Annotated in this window: 18 protein-coding genes; 4 read left to right on the top strand and 14 right to left on the bottom strand. The window is 68.7% G+C overall.

Annotation, left to right across the window (positions count from 1 at the left end; translation table 11 throughout):
• Nucleotides 1–26 precede the first annotated feature (26 nt).
• Nucleotides 27–587 carry a 16S rRNA (guanine(966)-N(2))-methyltransferase RsmD gene (gene rsmD, locus EYE40_RS01045; RefSeq protein WP_130980204.1) on the top strand — a complete coding sequence of 187 codons (561 nt, stop codon included), beginning with the start codon at nucleotides 27–29 and terminating at the stop codon, nucleotides 585–587.
• A gap of 23 nt (nucleotides 588–610) precedes the next feature.
• Here rsmD and thiL read toward each other — a convergent pair whose 3' ends face one another.
• A complete protein-coding gene (thiL, locus tag EYE40_RS01040) occupies nucleotides 611–1,552 on the bottom strand; it encodes a thiamine-phosphate kinase (protein ID WP_130980203.1) in 942 nt (313 codons plus the stop codon).
• 114 nt (nucleotides 1,553–1,666) lie between these two features.
• Here thiL and EYE40_RS01035 point away from each other — a divergent pair, with 114 nt between their 5' ends.
• Together EYE40_RS01035 and EYE40_RS01030 are read left to right on the top strand one after the other, a co-directional pair.
• Nucleotides 1,667–2,146, top strand: a complete 480-nt coding sequence (locus EYE40_RS01035; protein WP_130980202.1) for a DUF3515 family protein — start codon at nucleotides 1,667–1,669, stop codon at nucleotides 2,144–2,146.
• 104 nt (nucleotides 2,147–2,250) lie between these two features.
• Nucleotides 2,251–2,724 carry a DUF3515 family protein gene (locus EYE40_RS01030; RefSeq protein ID WP_240034659.1) on the top strand — a complete coding sequence of 158 codons (474 nt, stop codon included), beginning with the start codon at nucleotides 2,251–2,253 and terminating at the stop codon, nucleotides 2,722–2,724.
• Nucleotides 2,725–2,727: 3 nt separating this feature from the next.
• Here the strand turns inward: EYE40_RS01030 and EYE40_RS01025 are convergent, their stop codons facing one another.
• From EYE40_RS01025 to EYE40_RS00985, 9 genes are all read right to left on the bottom strand, one after another.
• Complete coding sequence (locus EYE40_RS01025; protein ID WP_130980201.1) at nucleotides 2,728–3,858, bottom strand: D-alanine--D-alanine ligase family protein; 1,131 nt, start codon at nucleotides 3,856–3,858, stop codon at nucleotides 2,728–2,730.
• 38 nt (nucleotides 3,859–3,896) lie between these two features.
• Nucleotides 3,897–5,450, bottom strand: a complete 1,554-nt coding sequence (locus tag EYE40_RS01020; RefSeq protein WP_130980200.1) for a Mur ligase family protein — start codon at nucleotides 5,448–5,450, stop codon at nucleotides 3,897–3,899.
• Nucleotides 5,447–6,184, bottom strand: coding sequence for an alpha/beta fold hydrolase (locus EYE40_RS01015; RefSeq protein WP_130980199.1), 738 nt, complete (start codon nucleotides 6,182–6,184; stop codon nucleotides 5,447–5,449). The genes EYE40_RS01020 and EYE40_RS01015 overlap by 4 nt, the downstream gene beginning before the upstream one ends.
• A 19-nt stretch (nucleotides 6,185–6,203) precedes the next feature.
• A complete protein-coding gene (locus EYE40_RS01010; protein ID WP_420810059.1) occupies nucleotides 6,204–7,187 on the bottom strand; it encodes an NAD(P)H-dependent glycerol-3-phosphate dehydrogenase in 984 nt (327 codons plus the stop codon).
• A 37-nt stretch (nucleotides 7,188–7,224) separates the two neighbouring features.
• Entirely contained in the window at nucleotides 7,225–7,983 is a 759-nt protein-coding gene (locus EYE40_RS01005; RefSeq protein WP_240034657.1) for a lysophospholipid acyltransferase family protein, read from the bottom strand.
• A gap of 7 nt (nucleotides 7,984–7,990) precedes the next feature.
• Nucleotides 7,991–9,358, bottom strand: coding sequence for a UDP-N-acetylglucosamine 1-carboxyvinyltransferase (murA, locus tag EYE40_RS01000; protein WP_130980197.1), 1,368 nt, complete (start codon nucleotides 9,356–9,358; stop codon nucleotides 7,991–7,993).
• Nucleotides 9,359–9,403: 45 nt separating this feature from the next.
• Nucleotides 9,404–10,009 (bottom strand): 3-isopropylmalate dehydratase small subunit, encoded by a 606-nt coding sequence (gene leuD / locus EYE40_RS00995; RefSeq protein ID WP_130980196.1) that lies wholly within the window; start codon nucleotides 10,007–10,009, stop codon nucleotides 9,404–9,406.
• Nucleotides 10,009–11,493, bottom strand: coding sequence for a 3-isopropylmalate dehydratase large subunit (gene leuC, locus EYE40_RS00990; RefSeq protein WP_240034656.1), 1,485 nt, complete (start codon nucleotides 11,491–11,493; stop codon nucleotides 10,009–10,011). Before leuC ends, leuD begins: the two co-directional genes overlap by 1 nt.
• 152 nt (nucleotides 11,494–11,645) lie before the next feature.
• Nucleotides 11,646–12,026, bottom strand: a complete 381-nt coding sequence (locus EYE40_RS00985; protein WP_161972329.1) for an FHA domain-containing protein — start codon at nucleotides 12,024–12,026, stop codon at nucleotides 11,646–11,648.
• Between the two features lie 273 nt (nucleotides 12,027–12,299).
• Here EYE40_RS00985 and EYE40_RS00980 point away from each other — a divergent pair, with 273 nt between their 5' ends.
• Nucleotides 12,300–13,370, top strand: coding sequence for a Glu/Leu/Phe/Val dehydrogenase family protein (locus EYE40_RS00980; RefSeq protein ID WP_130980194.1), 1,071 nt, complete (start codon nucleotides 12,300–12,302; stop codon nucleotides 13,368–13,370).
• A gap of 12 nt (nucleotides 13,371–13,382) precedes the next feature.
• Here the strand turns inward: EYE40_RS00980 and EYE40_RS00975 are convergent, their stop codons facing one another.
• Genes EYE40_RS00975 through EYE40_RS00960 form a run of 4 tightly spaced genes read right to left on the bottom strand, consistent with a single transcriptional unit; the run spans nucleotide 13,383 to nucleotide 18,697 of the window.
• The gene (locus EYE40_RS00975; RefSeq protein ID WP_130980193.1) at nucleotides 13,383–14,057 is read right to left on the bottom strand and encodes an FHA domain-containing protein; all 675 of its coding nucleotides are present in this window, start codon (nucleotides 14,055–14,057) and stop codon (nucleotides 13,383–13,385) included.
• Between the two features lie 43 nt (nucleotides 14,058–14,100).
• Nucleotides 14,101–16,470: a transglutaminase TgpA family protein gene (locus tag EYE40_RS00970; RefSeq protein WP_130980192.1), complete on the bottom strand. Its 2,370-nt coding sequence runs from the start codon at nucleotides 16,468–16,470 to the stop codon at nucleotides 14,101–14,103.
• On the bottom strand, nucleotides 16,467–17,732 hold the full coding sequence (locus EYE40_RS00965; RefSeq protein WP_130980191.1) for a DUF58 domain-containing protein: 1,266 nt from the start codon (nucleotides 17,730–17,732) through the stop codon (nucleotides 16,467–16,469). The genes EYE40_RS00970 and EYE40_RS00965 overlap by 4 nt, the downstream gene beginning before the upstream one ends.
• Complete coding sequence (locus EYE40_RS00960; RefSeq protein WP_130980190.1) at nucleotides 17,729–18,697, bottom strand: AAA family ATPase; 969 nt, start codon at nucleotides 18,695–18,697, stop codon at nucleotides 17,729–17,731. The genes EYE40_RS00965 and EYE40_RS00960 overlap by 4 nt, the downstream gene beginning before the upstream one ends.
• Nucleotides 18,698–18,723: the final 26 nt, after the last annotated feature.

Raw genomic sequence — 18,723 nt, 5'->3', positions numbered from 1 at the left:
CCATTGTCTCTTGTACCGTTGGTGCCGTGACCCGCATCATCTCCGGTTTCGCCGGCTCCCTCACCCTCGCCGTGCCCTCGACCGGCACGCGCCCCACGAGCGAGCGCGTGCGCGAGGCGATCTTCTCGGCACTCGAGGCGCGCGATGCTATTTCGGGATGCGCCGTGCTCGACCTCTACGCCGGCTCCGGCGCCCTCGGGCTCGAGGCTGCGTCCCGCGGCGCCACGCGGGTGACGCTCGTGGAGTCGGGGGCGCAGGCTGTTAGGGCATGCCGGGCCAACGGCGCACTGCTCTCCAGGAAGGCGCCCTTCCCGCTCAGCGTCGAGGTCTCGGGGGCTCCCGTGCAGTCGTTCCTGGAGTCGTCGCGCGACACCTGGGATCTCGTGTTCATCGACCCGCCGTACGAGCTCTCCTCGGTCGAGTTGGCCCGGGCGCTCGCGCTGTTGCTGCCACGGCTCTCGCCCGACGCCGTGGTGATGCTCGAACGCGCGTCGCGGGATGCTCCGCCCGAGTGGCCCCCCGGGCTGGTGCTCGACAAGCTCAAGAAGTACGGGGACACGGCGGTGTACTGGCTCGGGCTCGCCTGATCTCGGCTTCGCTCGATCGCCGGTCAGCCGGCGTTGCCGTCCCAGCCCTCGTACGGGTCCCAGCCGCCGCGCGACTCGTAGGGGACGCCGTCGACAAGCACGCCCTCGCCGGTGGTGGCGACCCCGATCCGACGGAACCCTCCCGGCAGTTCCGTCCCCGGCGGGAAGGTCGCGAGCAGGGAGTGGTCCTCCCCGCCGTCGAGGGCTTCACGCGAGCCGATGGACGCGGCGTCGAAGTCGATGGCGATCCCACTCGCGGCAGCCACACGGCGGGCGTCGAGGGCGAGGCCGTCACTGAGGTCGAGCATGGCGGTGGCTCCGGCGAGCGCCGCGAGCACGCCGTCCGCGATCGGCGGGCGCGGGGCGAGTTGAGCCGCGACCTCGGGGTGGGCCTGGCGGAGAGCTGCGGCATCCCGCACGCCGTGTTCGAAGAGGATGCGCAGCCCGGCCGCAGCCTGGCCGAGGGCTCCGGATACCGCGACAACGTCACCCGGGCGCGCGCCCGAGCGGAGCACCGGGGCTCGACCCTCGAGGTCGCCGAACGCGGTGACCGCGATGGTGAGCGTTTCGGAGACGGAGAGGTCGCCGCCCACGACGCCGCAGCCCGGGGCGAGTTCGGCGCAGGCGTCACGGAAGCCGTCGGCGATGCCCTCGAGCAGGCTCACCGGCGAGTCGGCGGGCACCGCAAGGGCGACGACGAGGGCCGTGGGGCGCGCGCCCATGGCGGCGACATCGGCGAGGTTGGAGGCGGCGGCCTTGAAGCCGAGGTCGTGCGGGCTGGACCAGGCGAGGCGGAAGTCTGGACCGTGGATCATCATGTCGGTCGTGACCACGAACCGCCCATCGGGTGCCGCGACGACTGCCGAGTCGTCGCCGGGGCCGAGCAGAGCGGCATCCGCGTGGGGAAGCCGCGGGAAGATGCGAGCCAGGGTCGCCGACTCACCGATCGAGCCGACTGTGTCCATGCCCCTACGGTAACAGCGCGGGCTTCTGCCAACCGCGCGAGGCGGGCCGAGGGCGCGCTGTTGGCAAACCGGCGCATTGTCGGCACACAGGCGCCACGGGATACCCTGAACCCGATGAAGAAGTTGCTCGCGATCGCCGCCCTCGCCGTTCTCACCCTCACCGGCTGCGCGCAGTCCCTCGCCTACGAGCCCGCCGAGTTCGCGGCCGACCCCGGCTGCGCGGACGTCATCGTGCACACCAACTACGACGTCGCCGATCTGCCGCTGCGGGAGACCAACGCCCAGGGCGTCACCGCGTGGGGAAGCCCGGCCGCGGTGATCCTGCGTTGCGGCGTCGCCGAGCCCGAGCCGACCTCGACCCTTCCCTGCGTGCAGGTGGATGACGTGTTCTGGCTGCGCGACGACACCGACGCGCCCAACTACGTCTTCACGACCTATGGCCGCTCCCCCGCCACCGAGGTCGTCATCAACCGCGATGTCGTCTCGCCCGGTGCCGCCCTCTACGCCCTGACCGGCGCGATCGGCTACACGGAGTCCACGGGCACCTGCACCGAGGTCGAGGACACCCTCGGCAACCCCACCGACGCCGACTGACCCGTCGCCGCCCGGTCTACGGACGCCCGCCCGGGTCACACCCCGGGCGCCGGTCGCTAAGGCGGGCGACGAGAGTCGGGCGACGAGCCGGATACGCTGAACCGGTGACGACCCAGCCGCTGAAGAGACTCGCGCTGCTGGCCGCCCTCGCCCTGACCCTCACCGGGTGCGTGCAGACCGTGTCGCTGCGGCCGGCCGAGTTCGCCGTGGATCCGCTCTGCGCGCAGGTGATGGTGGATGCGCCGAGCGACGTCGCCGAGCTCCCGATCCGCGAGACGAACGCCCAGGGAACGCTCGCGTGGGGCAGTCCCGCCGCAGTGCTGCTGCGCTGCGGGGTTCCCGAGCCCGATCCCACCGCAACGCTGCCCTGCTACGAGGTCGGCGGGGTCTTCTGGCTGGTGGATGACGCGGGCTCCCCCAACTACGTCTACACGACCTATGGCCGCTCTCCAGCGACCGAGGTCATTCTGAACCGGGATCTCGTGGCCCCGGCGCCCGCCCTGCTGGACGTGTCACGGGCGGTGGCGGCGACCACGGCGACGTCATCCTGCACCGAGGTCGCGGACACGCTCGAGTAGCAGCTACGCGCGCGGCCCGTCGAGACCGACGAGCTTGCCGGCGATACCGCCCGCGGCGCGCAGCGCGGCGCCCGAGCCGAAGCCGGAGGCGGGCAGCACAACGCGGTGATCCCGTGCTTCGACGAGGGCATCCTTCAGCACAACCGCGGCAGCGGCCTGCGGAGCCCAGAGGTAGAGCGACATCGCACCGGGGATCGAGTTGACCTCGTTGACGAAGAGCTCGCCGGTCTTCTCGTCGAAGAGCAGGTCGAGGCGGCAGACACCGGTCAGGCCGGTCACCGCGGCGACACGGCGGGCCAGTGAGGCAGCGAGGTCTGCAACGGAAGACGGGATGTCGGCCGGGAACTCCCGCGGCGCGCTCGTGAAACCGACCTCGGCACCCTCGCCACCGGAGAGGTACTTCTCCGCGTACGAGTACAGGGCGCCCGCCGTGTCGCCGCGCAGCGGCTTCTCCACGGCGGTGACCTCGAGCGCCGGGTAGGTGCGGAAGGAGATGTTCAGGTCGACGAGGTCGGGGCGGTAGGGCTCCACCACGGCTCCGGCGCGCAGGTGGGCGCTGGCCTTCGCGATCGTGAGGGCAGTCTCGGCATCCTCGACGATCTCGATACCGATGGACGAGCCACCGAAGCGCGGCTTGACGATGTACGGACCCGCGAAGGTCGGCGGGACGTCCGCGGACAGGTGTTCGCGAGTCAGTGACGGGATGCCCGCTGCCGCCATGAGCCCACCGAAGGCGAGCTTGTCCATGCCGACCGCACCCGCGAAGAGCGAGGAGCCGGTGGCTGGAATCCCGAGCAGCGTGAACAGCGCGGCAGCGCCCCCGCCCTCGCCGACACCACCGTGCAGGGTGAGAAGCACGGCCGAGATCGGCAGCGCCTTGCGCTTGACGTAGAGACCGGAGTCGCCGGACAGGCGCACCTCGATCGGCTTGGAGCCCTTCGGCACGCCGTCCAGGTAGTCCTTCGCCTCGGTGCCCGATGGCACGAGGAACCACTCACCTGAGGGCGACCAGTAGATGGGGGTGACCTTCTCGCCCGCGGCGGTCAGAACCCGCTCGGACTGCAGACCCGTGAGGATCGAGATCTCGTGCTCGGGCGATGGCCCGCCGAACAGAACTGCCCACGGTGAACTCACGCTAAAAACTCCAAGGATTGCCGGTCAGGCTGCCACGATCAGGGGTAGTGGTCGGGCAGGTCGTTCTCATAGAGGATAACGCCTCGGTCGCCGGCCTGATCGAGTGCCGCGGCGACGGCCTCGACACGTCGCTCGAAGACGCGCACGGTTCCGCCCGCGCTGCCCTCGACGAGTGCCGCCCTGTTGGTGCGGGCGACGGCGAACAGGTCCCCGCCCTTTTCGGCGATGGATGCAGCGAACGCCCGGTTGCGCGCGAACTGCACGCTGCCAAGCTCCACCATGCCCGGCGTCACGACGACGAGGGGTCCGCCGCGTTCCTGCGCGAGGAGTGCCGCACCCTCGAGCGCACGCGCGGCGCCCACCGGGTTCGAGTTGTAGGTGTCGTCGATGATCAGCACGCCGCTCGGCGCCTCCTGGATCTCGGCGCGGTGGCGGGAGTCGGGCAGGTGGCTGAGGCGCTTGGCGATCGTGCTGAAGTCCATGTCCAGCGAGACTCCGATGCCCACGGCGATGGCGAGGTTGACGGCGTGGCCCACGGCCGGGATCGACACGGGCGCGGTGACGGCGGCGACCGTGACGGTACCGGCCGCGGCATCCACGATCACATCAGCGTCCGTGCCGGGCACGGTGGAGACGGTGACGACCCGCTTGCCCTGGGTGCGGCAGAGCGCGGCGAGCCCGGCGAGCTCGATCTCGTCGACCGGCAGCACCACGATGCGCGCCTTCTCGGTGATCTCGGACTTGGCCTGGAAGATGACCTCGCGCGAGCCCATGCGGGCGAGGTGCGCCTCTCCGATGGTGGTGATGGCAGCGATGTCGGGTGGGAAGCTCTCGCTCAGCTCGCGGATTTCGCCGCGGCCGTAGACGCCCATCTCGGCGATGAACACCTCGGTGCCGGGAACAACGCGGTCGTTGACGGCGCGCGACAGGCCCATGAGATTGTTGAAGCTCGCGGGCGAGGCGACGGTCGTGAAGGCGGCGCCGAGGATGTGCGCGACGTAGCCCTTGGTCGAGGTCTTGCCGTATGAGCCGGTGATCGCCACGATCGTCGGGCGCACCTGCTGCAGGCGCTTGCGCGCGCTGACGAGGTATTTGCGCGAGAGCGCCTTCTCGATCGGCTTGAGAATGACGAGTGCCAGATCCGTGATCGGTGCGAGAGCGAGGATGACGATCGGCACCCCGGGCAGCCCGATGAGAAGCACGAGAGCGGCACCGATGACGGCCACGAGCAGCACCCAGACGACGACCAGGCGACGCAGTCGCGCGGTCCACGCGAGCTTGGCGCTCGTGCCGCGCACGCCGAGCCCGATCGGCACGGAGGCGAGGGCGGCCACCGCGACGGCGGGCAGCGCGAGCTGAAGCGCCGAACCGTTCTGCGGGATCACGATCGCGAGCACCGTGAACAGCACGGCGCCGCCCACATAGGCGAGGTTGACCGGCACAACCCGCAGCCAGAGGGCGGCGATGATCGAGACCCACGGCGCGATGTAGTGCTCGCGCTGGGCAACGCGCAGCCAGCGGAAGCCGGCCACGACGGCGACGATCACGCCGACGACGAGGGTGCCAACGTAGATGATGGTTTCCGGGGTCACGCTTCAGTCTCCTCGATCATGGCGGTCAGTTCTTCGCGCACCGCGGTGCGCAGCTCGCCGTCGAGCAGATGTCCAGCTCCGGGCACGACCCGGAACCGCGCGCCGCGGACCATCGCAGCGGCGGCCCGGCCTGCGTCGGCGGGTGCAGCGGTGTCGTTCTCTCCCCAGACCATGCGCACGGGCGTGGAGAGCCTGCGCAGGTCGTCGTCGTAGTTCTCACCGACGGTTCGCACGAGGATGTCCCGCATCACTCCGCGAGCAGCGAGGTAGTCGGCCGAGCCGTGCTTACGTCGCTGCTTCTCGAGCACCGACTGCGGAACGAGCTTCGCCTTCGCGAGCGAGCGCACGATGCGGAATCCGAGCGCCGGCTTCTTCGCCGCGGTGAGCCGCACGAGCGGAACCCCTGTGAGCACAACACCACGCACAAGATTGGGGCGCGAGGCGGCGAGTCGCACGGCGACCCTTCCGCCGAACGAGTGGCCGACGAGGATGACGGGCCCGAAGCCCTCGATCGCGTCGGCGACGGCCTCCGCGTACCGCTCGGTGCCCCAGGCCTCCGGCGGCTCGGGTGTCACACCCATGCCGGGCAGATGGATGGACACGGCGTCGAGGCCGCTCACGATGGCGGCGAAGTCGGCACCCGTGCGCATCCAGCCGTGCAGGGCGACGACGGTGGGCGGGGTGGCGCCGGTCTTCTCGGCGAGCAGGGCGCCATCTGCGAGGGCGGTCAGCATTGGCGCATCTCCATAAGCACTACTCCCCCTGCGGCATCGGGTCGGTGGTGAGGTGCGGCGCGATGTCGCGCGGGTCGAGGGTGCCCGCGAGCACCTCGGCGACCTGCGAGACGATCGGCATCTCGACGCCCTTGGAGAGCGCGAGTTCGAGAATGGGTGCCACGGACGACAATCCCTCGGCCGTCTGGTTCATCTGCTTGACGACGTCGGAAAAGCTGTAGCCCTGGCCGAGGAGACGACCGGCGGTGTTGTTGCGGGAGAGCGAGGACTCGCAGGTGGCGATGAGATCGCCGAGACCCGCAAGGCCGGCGAGCGTCTCCGCGCGCCCCCCGAAGGCGACCGCGAAGTCGGTCATCTCGACGAGACCGCGGGTGATGATCGAGGCCTTGGTGTTCTCGCCGTAGCCGACGCCATCGACGATGCCGATGGCGACGGCGATGAGGTTCTTGAGCACTCCGCCGAACTCGGTGCCGATGACATCCGTGTTGACGTAGGAGCGGAAGTACGGGTTGGTCGCGGTCATCGCGACCGTTGTGGCCGTCTCGAGGCTCTGCGAGGAGACGACGGCGGCGGTCGGCTGCTCCTTGGCGATCTCGAGGGCGAGGTTCGGGCCGGAGACCACGGCGACGCGGTCGGCGCCGATGCGCAGCTCCTGGTCGATGACCTGGCTCATACGGAAGCGGGTGCCCTTCTCGACGCCCTTCATGAGCGAGATGACGATCGCGTCGGCCGGGATCAGCTCCCGCACGATCAGCAAGTTCTCGCGCAGTGACTGCGCGGGCACGGAGACGTAGACCTGCTCGGCGCCCTCGAGCACCTCGGGCAGGCGTGAGCTCGCCCAGATGCTGCGCGGCAGGTTGATGCCGGGCAGGTAGTCGGAGTTGCGCTTTGACTGCGAGATCTCGCGCGCGAGCTCGGGGCGTCGGGCCCACATCGCGACATCCGCACCACCGTCGGCGAGGATCTTGGCGAAGGTGGTCCCCCATGAACCGGAACCGAGCACGGCGACCTTGCGGGCTGCTCTCGGCTCGGTCTGCACGTCACTGTTCAAAACGGCCGGTCTCCTTCTGGTTGTTCTTGATCGGATCCCAGCGTTCGGCCGGAGCCTTCTCGCCGCGCAGGTCCTCGAAGAGCACGGTGATGGCATCCATGAGCACGGCGGTCGCCTCGGTGAGGGTCGCGTTGTCGAGGGGACGGCCCGCGAACGCCGAGAGGTCGACGGGCGGTCCGAAGAGGATCGTGATGGTCTTGCGCGGAAACAGGCTGATCTTCTTGCCGTAGCGCGGCATGACCAGCTGGGTTCCCCAATGTGCTGCGGGCACGATCGGTATGCCTGCCTCGAGCGCCATGCGCACCGCACCCGTTTTGCCGCGCATCGGCCACAGGCCGGGGTCGCGCGTCAGCGATCCCTCCGGGTAGATCACGACGGCGAGGTTGTTCTTGACGATCTGCCGCGCGGCCGCGAGCGGGTCACTGTTGCGGGATGCCCCGGCACGCTCGACGGGAACCTGCCCCGACTTGCGCATGAGCATCCCGAGAAAAGGCAGCTTGAAGATCGAGGCCTTGGCCAGGAAGCGCGGCATGCGGCCGACCTTCCACATGGCGACACCCATCACGAGCGGGTCGATCTCGCTGTAGTGGTTCGGCGAGAGCACAAAGGCGCCCGTCTTCGGCACGTTCTCGACCCCCTGCAGCTTGTAGCGCGCGAGAAAGTGCATCGGTGGAAGCACAAGGGCCGCAATGAAGCGGAAGATCGGAACCTTCTCGGACTTCTGCTTCTTGTCGGGCGTCGTTGTCACCTGAGGATTATCCCTCGTAGACGAAGTCGGCTCCAAGTGCGGCCAGCTTGTCGGCGAAGTTCTCGTAGCCGCGCGAGATGATGCCGACGTTCGTGATGGTCGACTGGCCCTCGGCCGCGAGGGCCGCGATGAGGTGGCTAAAGCCACCGCGCAGGTCGGGAACCTCGATGTCGGCGCCGTGCAGCGGGGTCGGACCGGTGATGACGGCGGCCTGCTCGAGGCGGCGGCGCGGCACACGACGGGTCACCGACTCGATGCCCTCCTTGTGCACAACGATGTTCGCACCCATCTCGATGAGCGCATCGGTGAAGCCGAAACGGTTCTCGTAGACGGTCTCGTGCACAACGGAGATGCCCTCGGCCTTGGTCAGGGCGACAATGAGCGGCTGCTGCCAGTCGGTCATAAATCCGGGGTGCACGTCGGTCTCGACGACAACAGGCTTGAGTGGTCCGCCCGGGTGGTAGAAGCGGATGCCGTCCTCCTCGATGTCGAACGCACCGCCCACCTTGCGGAAGATGTTGAGGAAGTTCATGAGTTCCTGCTGCTTCGCGCCGCCGACGAAGATGTCGCCCTCGGTCGCGAGAGCGGCCGACGCCCAGCTCGCTGCCTCGTTGCGGTCGAACAGGGCGCGGTGGTTGTAGCCGTGCAGCTTGTCGACGCCCTCGATGAAGATCACGCGGTTGGGCTCGACGTTGATGATCGCGCCCATCTTCTGAAGGATCGCGATGAGATCCATGATCTCGGGCTCGATGGCCGCGTTCTTGAGTTCGGTGACGCCCTTGGCGAGCACCGCGGTCAGAAGTACCTGCTCGGTCGCGCCAACGCTCGGGTAGGGCAGGTCAATGAGCGCACCGGTAAGGCCGTTCGGCGCGGTCAGGCGGATGCCCTCGTAGCTCTTGTCCACGATGGCACCGAAGGCGCGCAGGGCGTCGAGGTGAAAGTCGATCGGGCGGTCGCCGATGCGGCAGCCACCGAGGTCGGGGATGAGTGCCTCTCCGAGGCGGTGCAGCAGCGGGCCGCAGAAGAGGATCGGAATGCGGCTGGAGCCGGCGAGCGCATCGATCTGGGCGAAGTGCGCCTTCTCGACGTTGCTCGGGTCGAGCACGAGCACGCCGGGGGCCGTCTCGGTTACGGAAACCCCGTAGGCCTCGAGCATGCCGGTGACGACACCGACGTCACTGATGGTCGGAACGTCCTTCAGCGTCGACGGCGAATCGGCGAGAAGTGCCGCGACCATGGCCTTGGTGGCGAGGTTCTTCGCGCCGCGGAGTTCGATGCGACCGCGCAGCGGCTTGCCGCCGTTGATGACGATCTTGTCGGACTTCAGTCCCACACGCTCACCAGCCTTGCTGGAATCGATGCCGAGAGAATTCATACACGTACCTTCAATGACTTGTCGAACGAATTGTCGCCTGGTGGGCTATTCGCTCTGTCGTGCCGGGAGAGTCAACGGCCGCCAGGATTCCCGGCGAGCTTCGAACTCCGTGATCTGCGCTTCGTCGCGCAAGGTTAGGCCGATGTCATCCAGCCCCTCGAGCAAGCGCCATCTAGTGTAATCGTCGATCTCGAAAGGAACACTCAGGCCACCTGCTGTGACTGTACGTGCAACAAGATCGACCGAGACGGATATTCCGGGCTCGGCGTCGATGAGGGCCCAGATCCGCTCGATGTCGGACTCGCTCACCTGGGCCGCGAGCAGCCCCTGCTTGCCGGAGTTGCCGCGGAAGATATCGCCGAAACGTGCGCTGATCACCGCCTGGAAACCGAAGTCCCGTAGCGCCCAGACCGCGTGCTCGCGGCTCGAGCCGGTACCGAAGTCCGGGCCGGCCACGAGGATGCGGGGTTTCTGGAACGCGGGCTGGTTGAGGATGAACTCGGGGTCCTGGCGCCAGCCGTAGAACAGCGCGTCCTCAAATCCGGTCTTCGTTACGCGCTTGAGGAACACGGCGGGGATGATCTGGTCGGTGTCGACGTTGGACCGCTTGAGCGGAACCGCGACGCCGGAGACGGTGGAGATCTTGTCCATTACGCACCCACCTTCTCTGCGGTCGAGCTCTCGGCGGCCAGGTCCCACGGGCTGCTGAGAGTACCCCGAATGGCTGTCGCGGCGGCGACGAGGGGCGAGACGAGGTGCGTGCGGCCACCCTTGCCCTGGCGCCCCTCGAAGTTGCGGTTACTCGTGGACGCGCAACGTTCACCCGGCGCAAGCTGGTCGGGGTTCATCCCGAGGCACATGGAGCAGCCGGCGAAACGCCACTCCGCTCCGAAGTCCTTGACGATCTGGTCGATGCCCTCGGCCTCGGCCTCGATGCGCACGCGGGCAGAACCCGGGACGACCATCACGCGAACGCCGTCGGCCTTTTTCTTGCCCTTGATGATGCTCGCGAAGGCGCGCAGGTCTTCGATGCGGGAGTTGGTGCACGAGCCCATGAACACGGCATCCACGCGGATGTCCTTCATGGGGGTACCGGCCTCGAGGTCCATGTACTCGAGCGCGCGCTCGGCGGCCGAGCGCTCGTTCGGGTCGGCGACGAGGGCCGGGTCGGGAACCGGCTCACTCAGCGAGACGCCCTGGCCGGGGTTGGTGCCCCAGGTGACGAAGGGTTCGAGCTCGTTCGCGTCGAGGATGACCTCGGCGTCGAAGGTCGCGCCCTCGTCGGTGGCGAGGGTCTCCCAGTAGGCGACGGCGTCGTCCCAGTCCTGGCCGGTCGGCGCATGCGCGCGACCCTTCAAGTAGTTATAGGTGGTCTGGTCGGGGGCGACCATGCCCGCGCGCGCGCCGGCCTCGATCGACATGTTGCAGATGGTCATGCGGCCATCCATCGAAAGGGCGCGAATGGCGCTGCCGCGGTACTCGAGCACGTAGCCCTGCCCGCCTCCCGTACCGATCTTCGCGATGACGGCGAGGATGATGTCCTTCGCCGTCACGCCCGGACGCAGCTCGCCTTCGACGGTGATCGCCATCGTCTTGAAGGCCTTGAGCGGAAGGGTCTGCGTGGCGAGCACGTGCTCCACCTCGCTCGTGCCGATGCCGAAGGCCATGGCGCCGAACGCGCCGTGTGTGCTCGTGTGCGAGTCGCCGCAGACGACGGTGATGCCCGGCATGGTGAGGCCGAGCTGGGGTCCGACGACATGCACGATGCCCTGCTCGATGTCGCCGAGCGAGTGCAGGCGAACCCCGAACTCGGCGGCGTTGTTGCGCAGGGTCTGGATCTGCGTACGGCTCGTCAGGTCGGCGATCGGCTTGTCGATGTCGAGCGTCGGGGTGTTGTGGTCCTCGGTCGCGATCGTGAGGTCGAGACGGCGCACGGGGCGACCGGCGAGGCGCAGGCCGTCGAAGGCCTGCGGGCTCGTCACCTCGTGCACGAGATGCAGGTCGATGTAGATGAGATCGGGAGTGCCGTTCTCGCCCTTGACGACGAGGTGGTCATCCCACACCTTCTCGGCGAGGGTGCGCGGCCGAGTGGCCTGCTCGCTGGAGGCGGTTCCGGCAGAGGTTGTTTCAATCACGATGTGCTCTTTCTCCTCAGAAGTATTGCCAGCCCATGACTAACACCGCGACGAGGGAGGCCTGGAGATTAGGACTCGTCGCGGCGACTAAGAAGAAGCCCGGCGTACAGCACCGATACAGCTTAACAGCTATCCGGCGGTAGTGCCGTCGGTCACAGCGCCGGCTCCCGGGAGACGAGGATGACGAACTGCCCCAGATGCACTCGATCGCCCGCCGACGCCCGCTCGCGCTCCCCCGTAACGAGCTGCACGGGCTCGGTCCTGCCGCGCGCGATCGACATGCCGTTGGTGGAGTCGAGGTCGGTGAACCACAGTGCGTCGCCGTCGGCCTCGACGAGCGCGTGTGTCTTGGAGACGGTCTTACCCGTGTCGGTGACGTGCACGAGCAGGGCGTCCGGCCACCGCGCATCAGCTGCGGCACCGCGTCCGATGATCACACGACCGGTGACCTCGACGTGGCGCCCGCTGTCGAGCACGAGGTACCAGGGGACGGCCTTTCGACGACGGCGCACCACGACCGTATCGTCAGACACGTCTTCCCACGCCACACTGAATCGCCCCCAGGGACCCGACCTCACCGGCTTCCGCCTTCGGGTGGCGGGCGCGGGATCGTGTCGCGTCAATCCTTCCAGCCGGGTGCTCCGCGAGGAAGTGTCGCGGAATCCCCCTTTCGGGGCGACGATCGTCTATCCGAGCGGGAGGGGCCCTGCCGCTGGGCGTCATCCCGCCTCTAGAATGCGAGGGTGGCGCCCACAAGCGCGCCCGCCACCGCGAGCCCATAAGGCTGCATTCGAAGGAGTTTGCCCATGTCTGCTGAACCCATCCCCGTCATCGACTTCACGCACGAACGAGTGCTCGTCACCACCGGCTCCCGCTCCGGTCTGGTGATCATCGTCGCCGTGCATTCAACGGTTCTCGGACAGGCCCTCGGCGGCGCCCGCGTGTGGCAGTACCCGAGCTGGACGGACGCCCTCGCCGACGCGCTGCGCCTCTCCGCCGCGATGACCCTGAAGAATGCCGCGGCCGGACTGCCCCGCGGCGGCGGCAAGTCCGTCATTCATCTGCCACTCGGCACCGTGCTGAGCGAGGCGCAGAAGCGCGACGCCATGCTCGACCTCGGCGATGCGGTCGAATCGCTGAACGGCGCCTACATGACCGCCGAGGATGTCGGCACGAGCGCCGAGCTCATGGCGATCGTCGCCGAGCGCACCACCCATGTCTGCGGCTTGCCGCCCGAGCAGGGCGGCGTGGGCGAGCCCGCCGATGCGACGGCCGCCGGTGTGCACGCGAGCGTTCTCGCGACCCTCGAGGCGATCTTCGGCACGCGCGAGGTCGAGGGGCGCCACATCGTCATCTCGGGTCTCGGCCAGGTCGGCGGACGACTCGCCCGATCCCTCGCCGCGGCCGGTGCACGTCTCACGGTCAGTGACGTCGACCTGACGAGGATGACCCTCGCCACCGATCTCGGAGCGACCTGGGTCGACGTGCCGAACGCCCACTCCGTCGCAGCCGACCTGTTTGTGCCGTGCGGTCTGGGCGGCGTGCTCACCGAGCGCGTGATCGACGAGCTGCGGGTGCCCGGCGTTGTGGGTGCCGCGAACAACCAGCTCGCCGAGCGCGCGGGAGCGGATCAGCTCGCGGCGCGCGGCATCCTCTGGGCGCCCGACTTCGTGGTCAACGCGGGCGGGGTCATCTACCTCGACCAGGCTGCGCTTCCGGGCGCGAGCCAGGTCGCCATCGAGGAGCGGGTCGCAGCGATCGGCGACACCATCGCCGAGATCTTCCGCGACGCCGCAGCCACCGGCATCACGACCCTCGAAGCGGCCGAGCGGCTCGCGAACGGCCGCCTGCGCGGAACCGTCGGCGTTGGCATCTAGCCGAGCAAACAGCTAGTCGAACGCGACCTGTACGCGGTACTGGCCGAGCTCGATCGAGCTTCCGGCCGGCGCGTAGACGGGGGCGCCGGGTTCCACCCGTGCGTCCCCTCCGGTCGGCGTGCGCACGAACGTGCCGTTAGTGGAGCCGAGGTCGGCGACCCAGAGTCCGGTGCCGTCAACCCCCAGCAGGGCGTGCGACTTCGAGACCGAGCGGTTCGGGTCCACGATCTTCGCGAGCGCGGCCATCGGGTACTCCGGCAGCGCTTCGGGATTGCGCCCCAGCAGCACGGCCCCCTCGACGGCGAGCGGATCGGCATTGGGCAGCACCAGCCGCCAGGTCGCGGCGGCGACCACGGGCACACCGGCGGCGGGCAGCTCGTGCGCCGAGGTGACCTCGGTCGGGAGCGCGGCCTCGGTCGTGATGGCCTCGGGCTCCTCACCGACCACCTGCGGGACACCGACCGGCAGGATCGCGGCCCCGGGAGTCGGGAACAGGGCGGAGTTGATGAGCGGGGCATCCGACGTCTCGACACCTCGGCTGGGCGCCACCTTGTAGGTGACGGTCTCGAGCCCCGGCGGCAGGTGGATAACCTCGGGCTTCTCCACCTTCTCAGGCTCAGCGGCTGCGGGCGGCGGCGTGATGAATCCGGGCGGGGCGCCGATGAGGAAGGGGTTCTCCTCGCTCATGGTCGTCTCCTTTGCCGTTGCGTAGCGTTTCCCATCGTACCGATTAGGCGCGGCGCTTGCCCCTGCGTGGCAGTCGCTCCGACTCGGCGGCGGCCCGTGCGACGAGCGAGGCGAACCAGGCGCGTGCCGTGCTCACCCGGTAACGGGCGAGCAGTCGCCGACCCTTCGTCACGGTCGCGCGCGCGGCCTCGACCGCGCCCATGGCCTCGGTCCAGATGTCGACGGACCGCTCCGGCTCGATCGTCTCGCCACCGAATACGAGTTCGTCGGTGCGCCGCGCGATCAGCGGAAGCGGTGCGCCGGCCTCGCCGACCTGCGTCACGAGATCCGTAGCGACACCCTTGCGAGTGCGATTAGCCGGGATGACGTAGCCGAGCTCGGAGAACCGGTCGACGAGTTCATCCCACGCGCCGGCCGCCGCGACGTCACCGCTGGCCGCGTTGCGCCGTTGCTTCTCGCGGCGGCTCTTGATGAGCATCACGAGCAGCAGCGGCACGAAGACCAGCAGCGCAGGGATGAGCAGGGAGACGAGCACCACCCAGACCCATCCCGGAATCTGCAGGAACCAGTCGTCCTCCTTTTCGCTGTCGTCGATCTCGACGCCGGCGACCAGGTCGTTCGGGTCCTTCTCGGTGCGCGGGGGCTGGCGCACCTGCGGCTGCGGCTCCGACTGGGGCTTGGGGTTCTGGTCCTGCGGGATATCGGTGTCGTCGGGCGTCGGGTAGAACGGCACCCAGCCGACGCCCTCGAACGCGACCTCGGCCCACGCCGTGACGTGCGCGCCGAGCACCTTCACCTCGCCGCCCGAGGTCTCGATCTTCGGGTCGAAGCCCATGACCACACGGGCCGGATAGTTGAAGCTGCGGGCCATGAGCGCGAACGCGGAGGCGTACTGCTCCTCGTCGCCGATGAAGGGCTCCCGCGTGATGAGGTCGACCATGCGGTCGGCGCCGTGGCCGGCGCGCGAGTTCACGGCGTCGTCGGCCGCGCCATGGCTCAGGTAGCCGGTGGTCTGCAGCGCAGTCTCGATCGCCCGAAGCTGCTCGATGGGGGTCGTCGCGTCGCCCGCGAGCTCCTTCGCCTTGGCCGTGAGCACGTCGGGGATGTTGGACACGGGCGGCAGCGCGAGGCCTGCGACCGGGACATCCAGAAGCTCATCGGTCTCGTAGTCGCGCTGCAGCCTCGCGGTGAGACTGTAGCTGTCGCCCTCGCTCAAGCCCGAGGTGAGTACTGCCGTGCCGGTTGCGGGGTTGTAGCGCAGCGCCTCGGCCGCGGCCTTCGCCTCGGAGCCCGCGAACTCGAGGTTCGAGATGTAGCCGATGTCGGGGATCCAGTAGTCCTCGTAGTCGTCGACGGTGATGGTCAGTTCGCTCGCGCCGTCTATCGTGGCGAGCGGTGCACGAGGGAAGTTGCGCCCGACGAGGCTGAACGCGCCCGAGCCGTCGCTCGCGACCTCGGAGCCGGCGACGCCCCAGATGATGCCGTCGTAGGTGTCGAGGGTGGCGAGGCGCAGCTTCTGCCCCGGCTTCAGCCCCTCGACGGTAAAGAGCGTGGTCTCCTCGAGGGTCTTGGTGTACTTGCGGTACGCCGCGAGCGGGCTCGGGTAGTTGAGCGGCTCGAACGGCGGCTGCACCTCTTCGCGCAGCACAAAACGGTTGTCGGGTGCGGGGGCCAGCAGCGCCCCGCCGAAGATTCCGACGACGATGGATGCCACGACCAGCACGCTCGTGCCGACGATCTTGTTGCGCAGCAGCAGTCGGTTGCCCTGCGCGCCGACCTTCGAGGTGACGGTGTGCCGCCAGCCGAGCCAGACGAGCGCGAGGGCGGCGAAGGTGATGCCGCGGAGGGCGGCGAAGAAAGGCTCCTCGGTGCCGAACAGCACACCGACGATGTAGAGCGCGAGCGGGCCGAGCAGCAGGAGGCCTGCGCGCCAGGCCGTGCGGCGGCGCACGGGGAGCCAGCGCACGGCGAGCGTTGCGGAGACGACACCGACGAACCAGGTCGCGACGTAGGGCACGGCCGTGACGTATTCGGGCAGGCTAACGGGGGCGCGCAGGGTGAGCACGTCGGCCCAGCCGAAGATCGTGCCGATCGAGAGGGAGGCGAGCGACTGCAGGGTCGGCAGGAAGCCGAAGAGCGCGACACCGGGGGCGGCGAACGCGCTGCCGAACAGGAAGAACGCGATGATCGCGAGCAGCATCGTGGTGATCGCGCCGAGCCGCAGGAAGTACGCGCCGATGGCGGCTGCGGTTCCGACGAAGAGTCCGCCGAGGCCGGCGAGGATCCAGCCCTCGTCCTGGTACGCGGTCGCGAAGCCGAGGATGCCGATCGTGGACAGGATGGTCAGGACGACGACGTCGACGATAGCGCGCCCGCCGATGCGGGTTTTCGCGGGGGTGATCGGCTCGCTCATCGCACCCTGCCCATCAGTCGGGGCAGGTCGGAGAGCGCACCCACCGTGACGAGAGTGAGACCGGAGACACGACCGACGCGGGAGGGAGCACCGAACTCGGCCCGGAAGCCGATCGTGTTCACCTCCTTGCCGAAGAGTGACTCGACCGCACGCACCTCGACGGGGGCGACGCGGGAACCGGTGACGAACATCGCGACACTCGGCGGGGGCAGGCGCAGGGTCGCCTCGCGGGCGAAGGCACGCGCCGATGCGTACGGGGAGTGGATGGGAGCCAGGCGGCACATGTCATCCAGAAAGGCCGTTGCGTTCAGCGAGCGCAGCGGAACGGTGTCGCTCACGACACTGAGGCGCGTGCCATCCCGAAGCACCTGTGCACCGATCGAGGCGGTGATCGACACGGCCAGTTCGAACTCCTCATCGGAACCGTAGGCACTGCGATCGGTCGAGTGCATCATCGTCAGCTGCGAACGGCGGGTCTCCTCGAACTGGCGCACCATCAGCTGACCGGTGCGGGCCGACGTGCGCCAGTGCACGTAGCGGCGGTCGTCGCCGGGCTCGTAGGCGCGCAGCGCGTGGAAGGAGATGTCGTTGTTGGTGATCTTCTTGGTGATCTCGCCCTCGAGGTCGCGGATCAGCCCGGCAGCCGACGGCGCGAGACGCGCGGTGACCGGGTGCACGAACAGCTCGACCGGGTCGGTCCAGCGCACCGTGCGGCGCAGCAGCCCTAGCTGGTCGCCGCGCACCGAGACGGCCGGACCCGCGACGATGACCGCCCGCTTGTGGGTGGGCACCGCGAAGAGCTCCTCGTGCGATGCGCCCGCATCGAGAGACGGGATGACGAACTCCGCCACTCCCGCACCCACCGGCAGCTCGAAGCGCGACGGTGACGACTTCTTCGAGCCGCGGTTGGTGACGTCCATCTGCCCGAGCGCCCGCTCCCCCGCGACCACACGGCGCGGGTTCAGCTCGATCTGCACGGCGAAGGCGGAGCGCCCGAAAATGAAGAACACCGAGACCAACAGGCCACCGAGCAGGGTGACGGCGACGTAGACGAACTCCTGCCAGCCGAAGGCGAGGCCGACCCCACCGAGCACGAGAACGACGAGCAGCACGAGCCATCCGGTGCCACTCACGACCGACAGCACTGGCGCGAGAACGGCCCAGACCCGGCGCGCGAGAAGCGCCAGAACGTTGCCGGAGACGCGCGCGACGCGGAGCGCCGTCGTCGAGTATCCCCGGAGTCTCGTGCCGAAGGAGGTCATGCGGCGCGGTAGGCGGGCGGTGCGATCGAGACGAGGATGCGGCTCACGATGTCTTCGGCCTTGACGCCGGCGAACTCCGACTCGGGGTCGACGATGATGCGGTGAGCGAGCACGGGGACCGCGAGGTCGCGAACGTCATCCGGAGTCACGTAGGTACGACCCGCGGAGATGGCCCACGTCTTGACGGCACGGGAGAGCGCCATGGCGCCGCGCATGCTCACGCCGAGGGTGACGTCTTTGTCGGTGCGGGTGGCCGTCACGATCTCGCTCAGGTACTGCATCACGCTCACGTCGACGAAGACCTCGGAGGCCAGCTGCGACATGGTGGGGATTGAGCTCGACGCGATGATCGGGGTGATCTTCGAGGCGCGGGCGCGGTTGCCGGAATCCATCAGCAGGGTCACGGCGGTTGCGTGGTCGGGGTAGCCGAGGCTCGTCTTGATGAGGAAGCGGTCGAGCTGCGCCTCGGGCAGCGAGTAGGTGCCCGCCTGCTCGATCGGGTTCTGGGTCGCGATCACCATAAACGGGCTGCCGACGGAGTGGCCGACACCGTCGACCGTGACGACGCCCTCCTCCATGACCTCGAGCAGCGCGGACTGCGTCTTCGGGCTCGCGCGGTTGATCTCGTCGGCGAGCACGATCGAGGCGAAGATCGGTCCCTTGTGAAACTCGAAGAGACCCTTGCCCTGGTCGTAGATTGTGACGCCGGTGACGTCGGAGGGCAGCAGGTCGGGCGTGAACTGGATGCGCGAGTTGGTGCCGTCGAGCGTGTTGGCGAGCGCCTTCGCGAGCACCGTCTTGCCGGTACCCGGGAAGTCCTCGAGCAGCACGTGCCCGTCACTGAGCAGCGCCGTGACCACGAGGCGGATCACCTGGCTCTTGCCGAGGATGGCCTGGTCGACGTTGCCGACGAGCTTGTCGAACGCGTCGGCGAACCAGGTCGCCTGCTCCTGCGTTACGGGCATTTCTCTCCTTGATCGGGGTGTACAGA

It is taken from the genome of Glaciihabitans arcticus, assembly GCF_004310685.1.
In the GTDB taxonomy this organism is placed as follows: domain Bacteria; phylum Actinomycetota; class Actinomycetes; order Actinomycetales; family Microbacteriaceae; genus Conyzicola; species Conyzicola arctica.
Note: the sequence above shows the minus strand (reverse complement) of the source record. Positions and strands in the feature narration are given on the sequence as shown.

Excerpts from the sequence above, each read along its gene's own strand:
- thiL (WP_130980203.1), bottom strand. The coding sequence starts at position 1,552 with ATGGACACAGTCGGCTCGATCGGTGAGTCGGCGACCCTGGCTCGCATC.
- EYE40_RS01035 (WP_130980202.1), top strand. The coding sequence starts at position 1,667 with ATGAAGAAGTTGCTCGCGATCGCCGCCCTCGCCGTTCTCACCCTCACC.
- EYE40_RS01015 (WP_130980199.1), bottom strand. The coding sequence starts at position 6,184 with ATGCTGACCGCCCTCGCAGATGGCGCCCTGCTCGCCGAGAAGACCGGC.
- murA (WP_130980197.1), bottom strand. The coding sequence starts at position 9,358 with ATGAATTCTCTCGGCATCGATTCCAGCAAGGCTGGTGAGCGTGTGGGA.
- leuD (WP_130980196.1), bottom strand. The coding sequence starts at position 10,009 with ATGGACAAGATCTCCACCGTCTCCGGCGTCGCGGTTCCGCTCAAGCGG.
- EYE40_RS00980 (WP_130980194.1), top strand. The coding sequence starts at position 12,300 with ATGTCTGCTGAACCCATCCCCGTCATCGACTTCACGCACGAACGAGTG.
- EYE40_RS00975 (WP_130980193.1), bottom strand. The coding sequence starts at position 14,057 with ATGAGCGAGGAGAACCCCTTCCTCATCGGCGCCCCGCCCGGATTCATC.
- EYE40_RS00970 (WP_130980192.1), bottom strand. The coding sequence starts at position 16,470 with ATGAGCGAGCCGATCACCCCCGCGAAAACCCGCATCGGCGGGCGCGCT.
- EYE40_RS00965 (WP_130980191.1), bottom strand. The coding sequence starts at position 17,732 with ATGACCTCCTTCGGCACGAGACTCCGGGGATACTCGACGACGGCGCTC.
- EYE40_RS00960 (WP_130980190.1), bottom strand. The coding sequence starts at position 18,697 with ATGCCCGTAACGCAGGAGCAGGCGACCTGGTTCGCCGACGCGTTCGAC.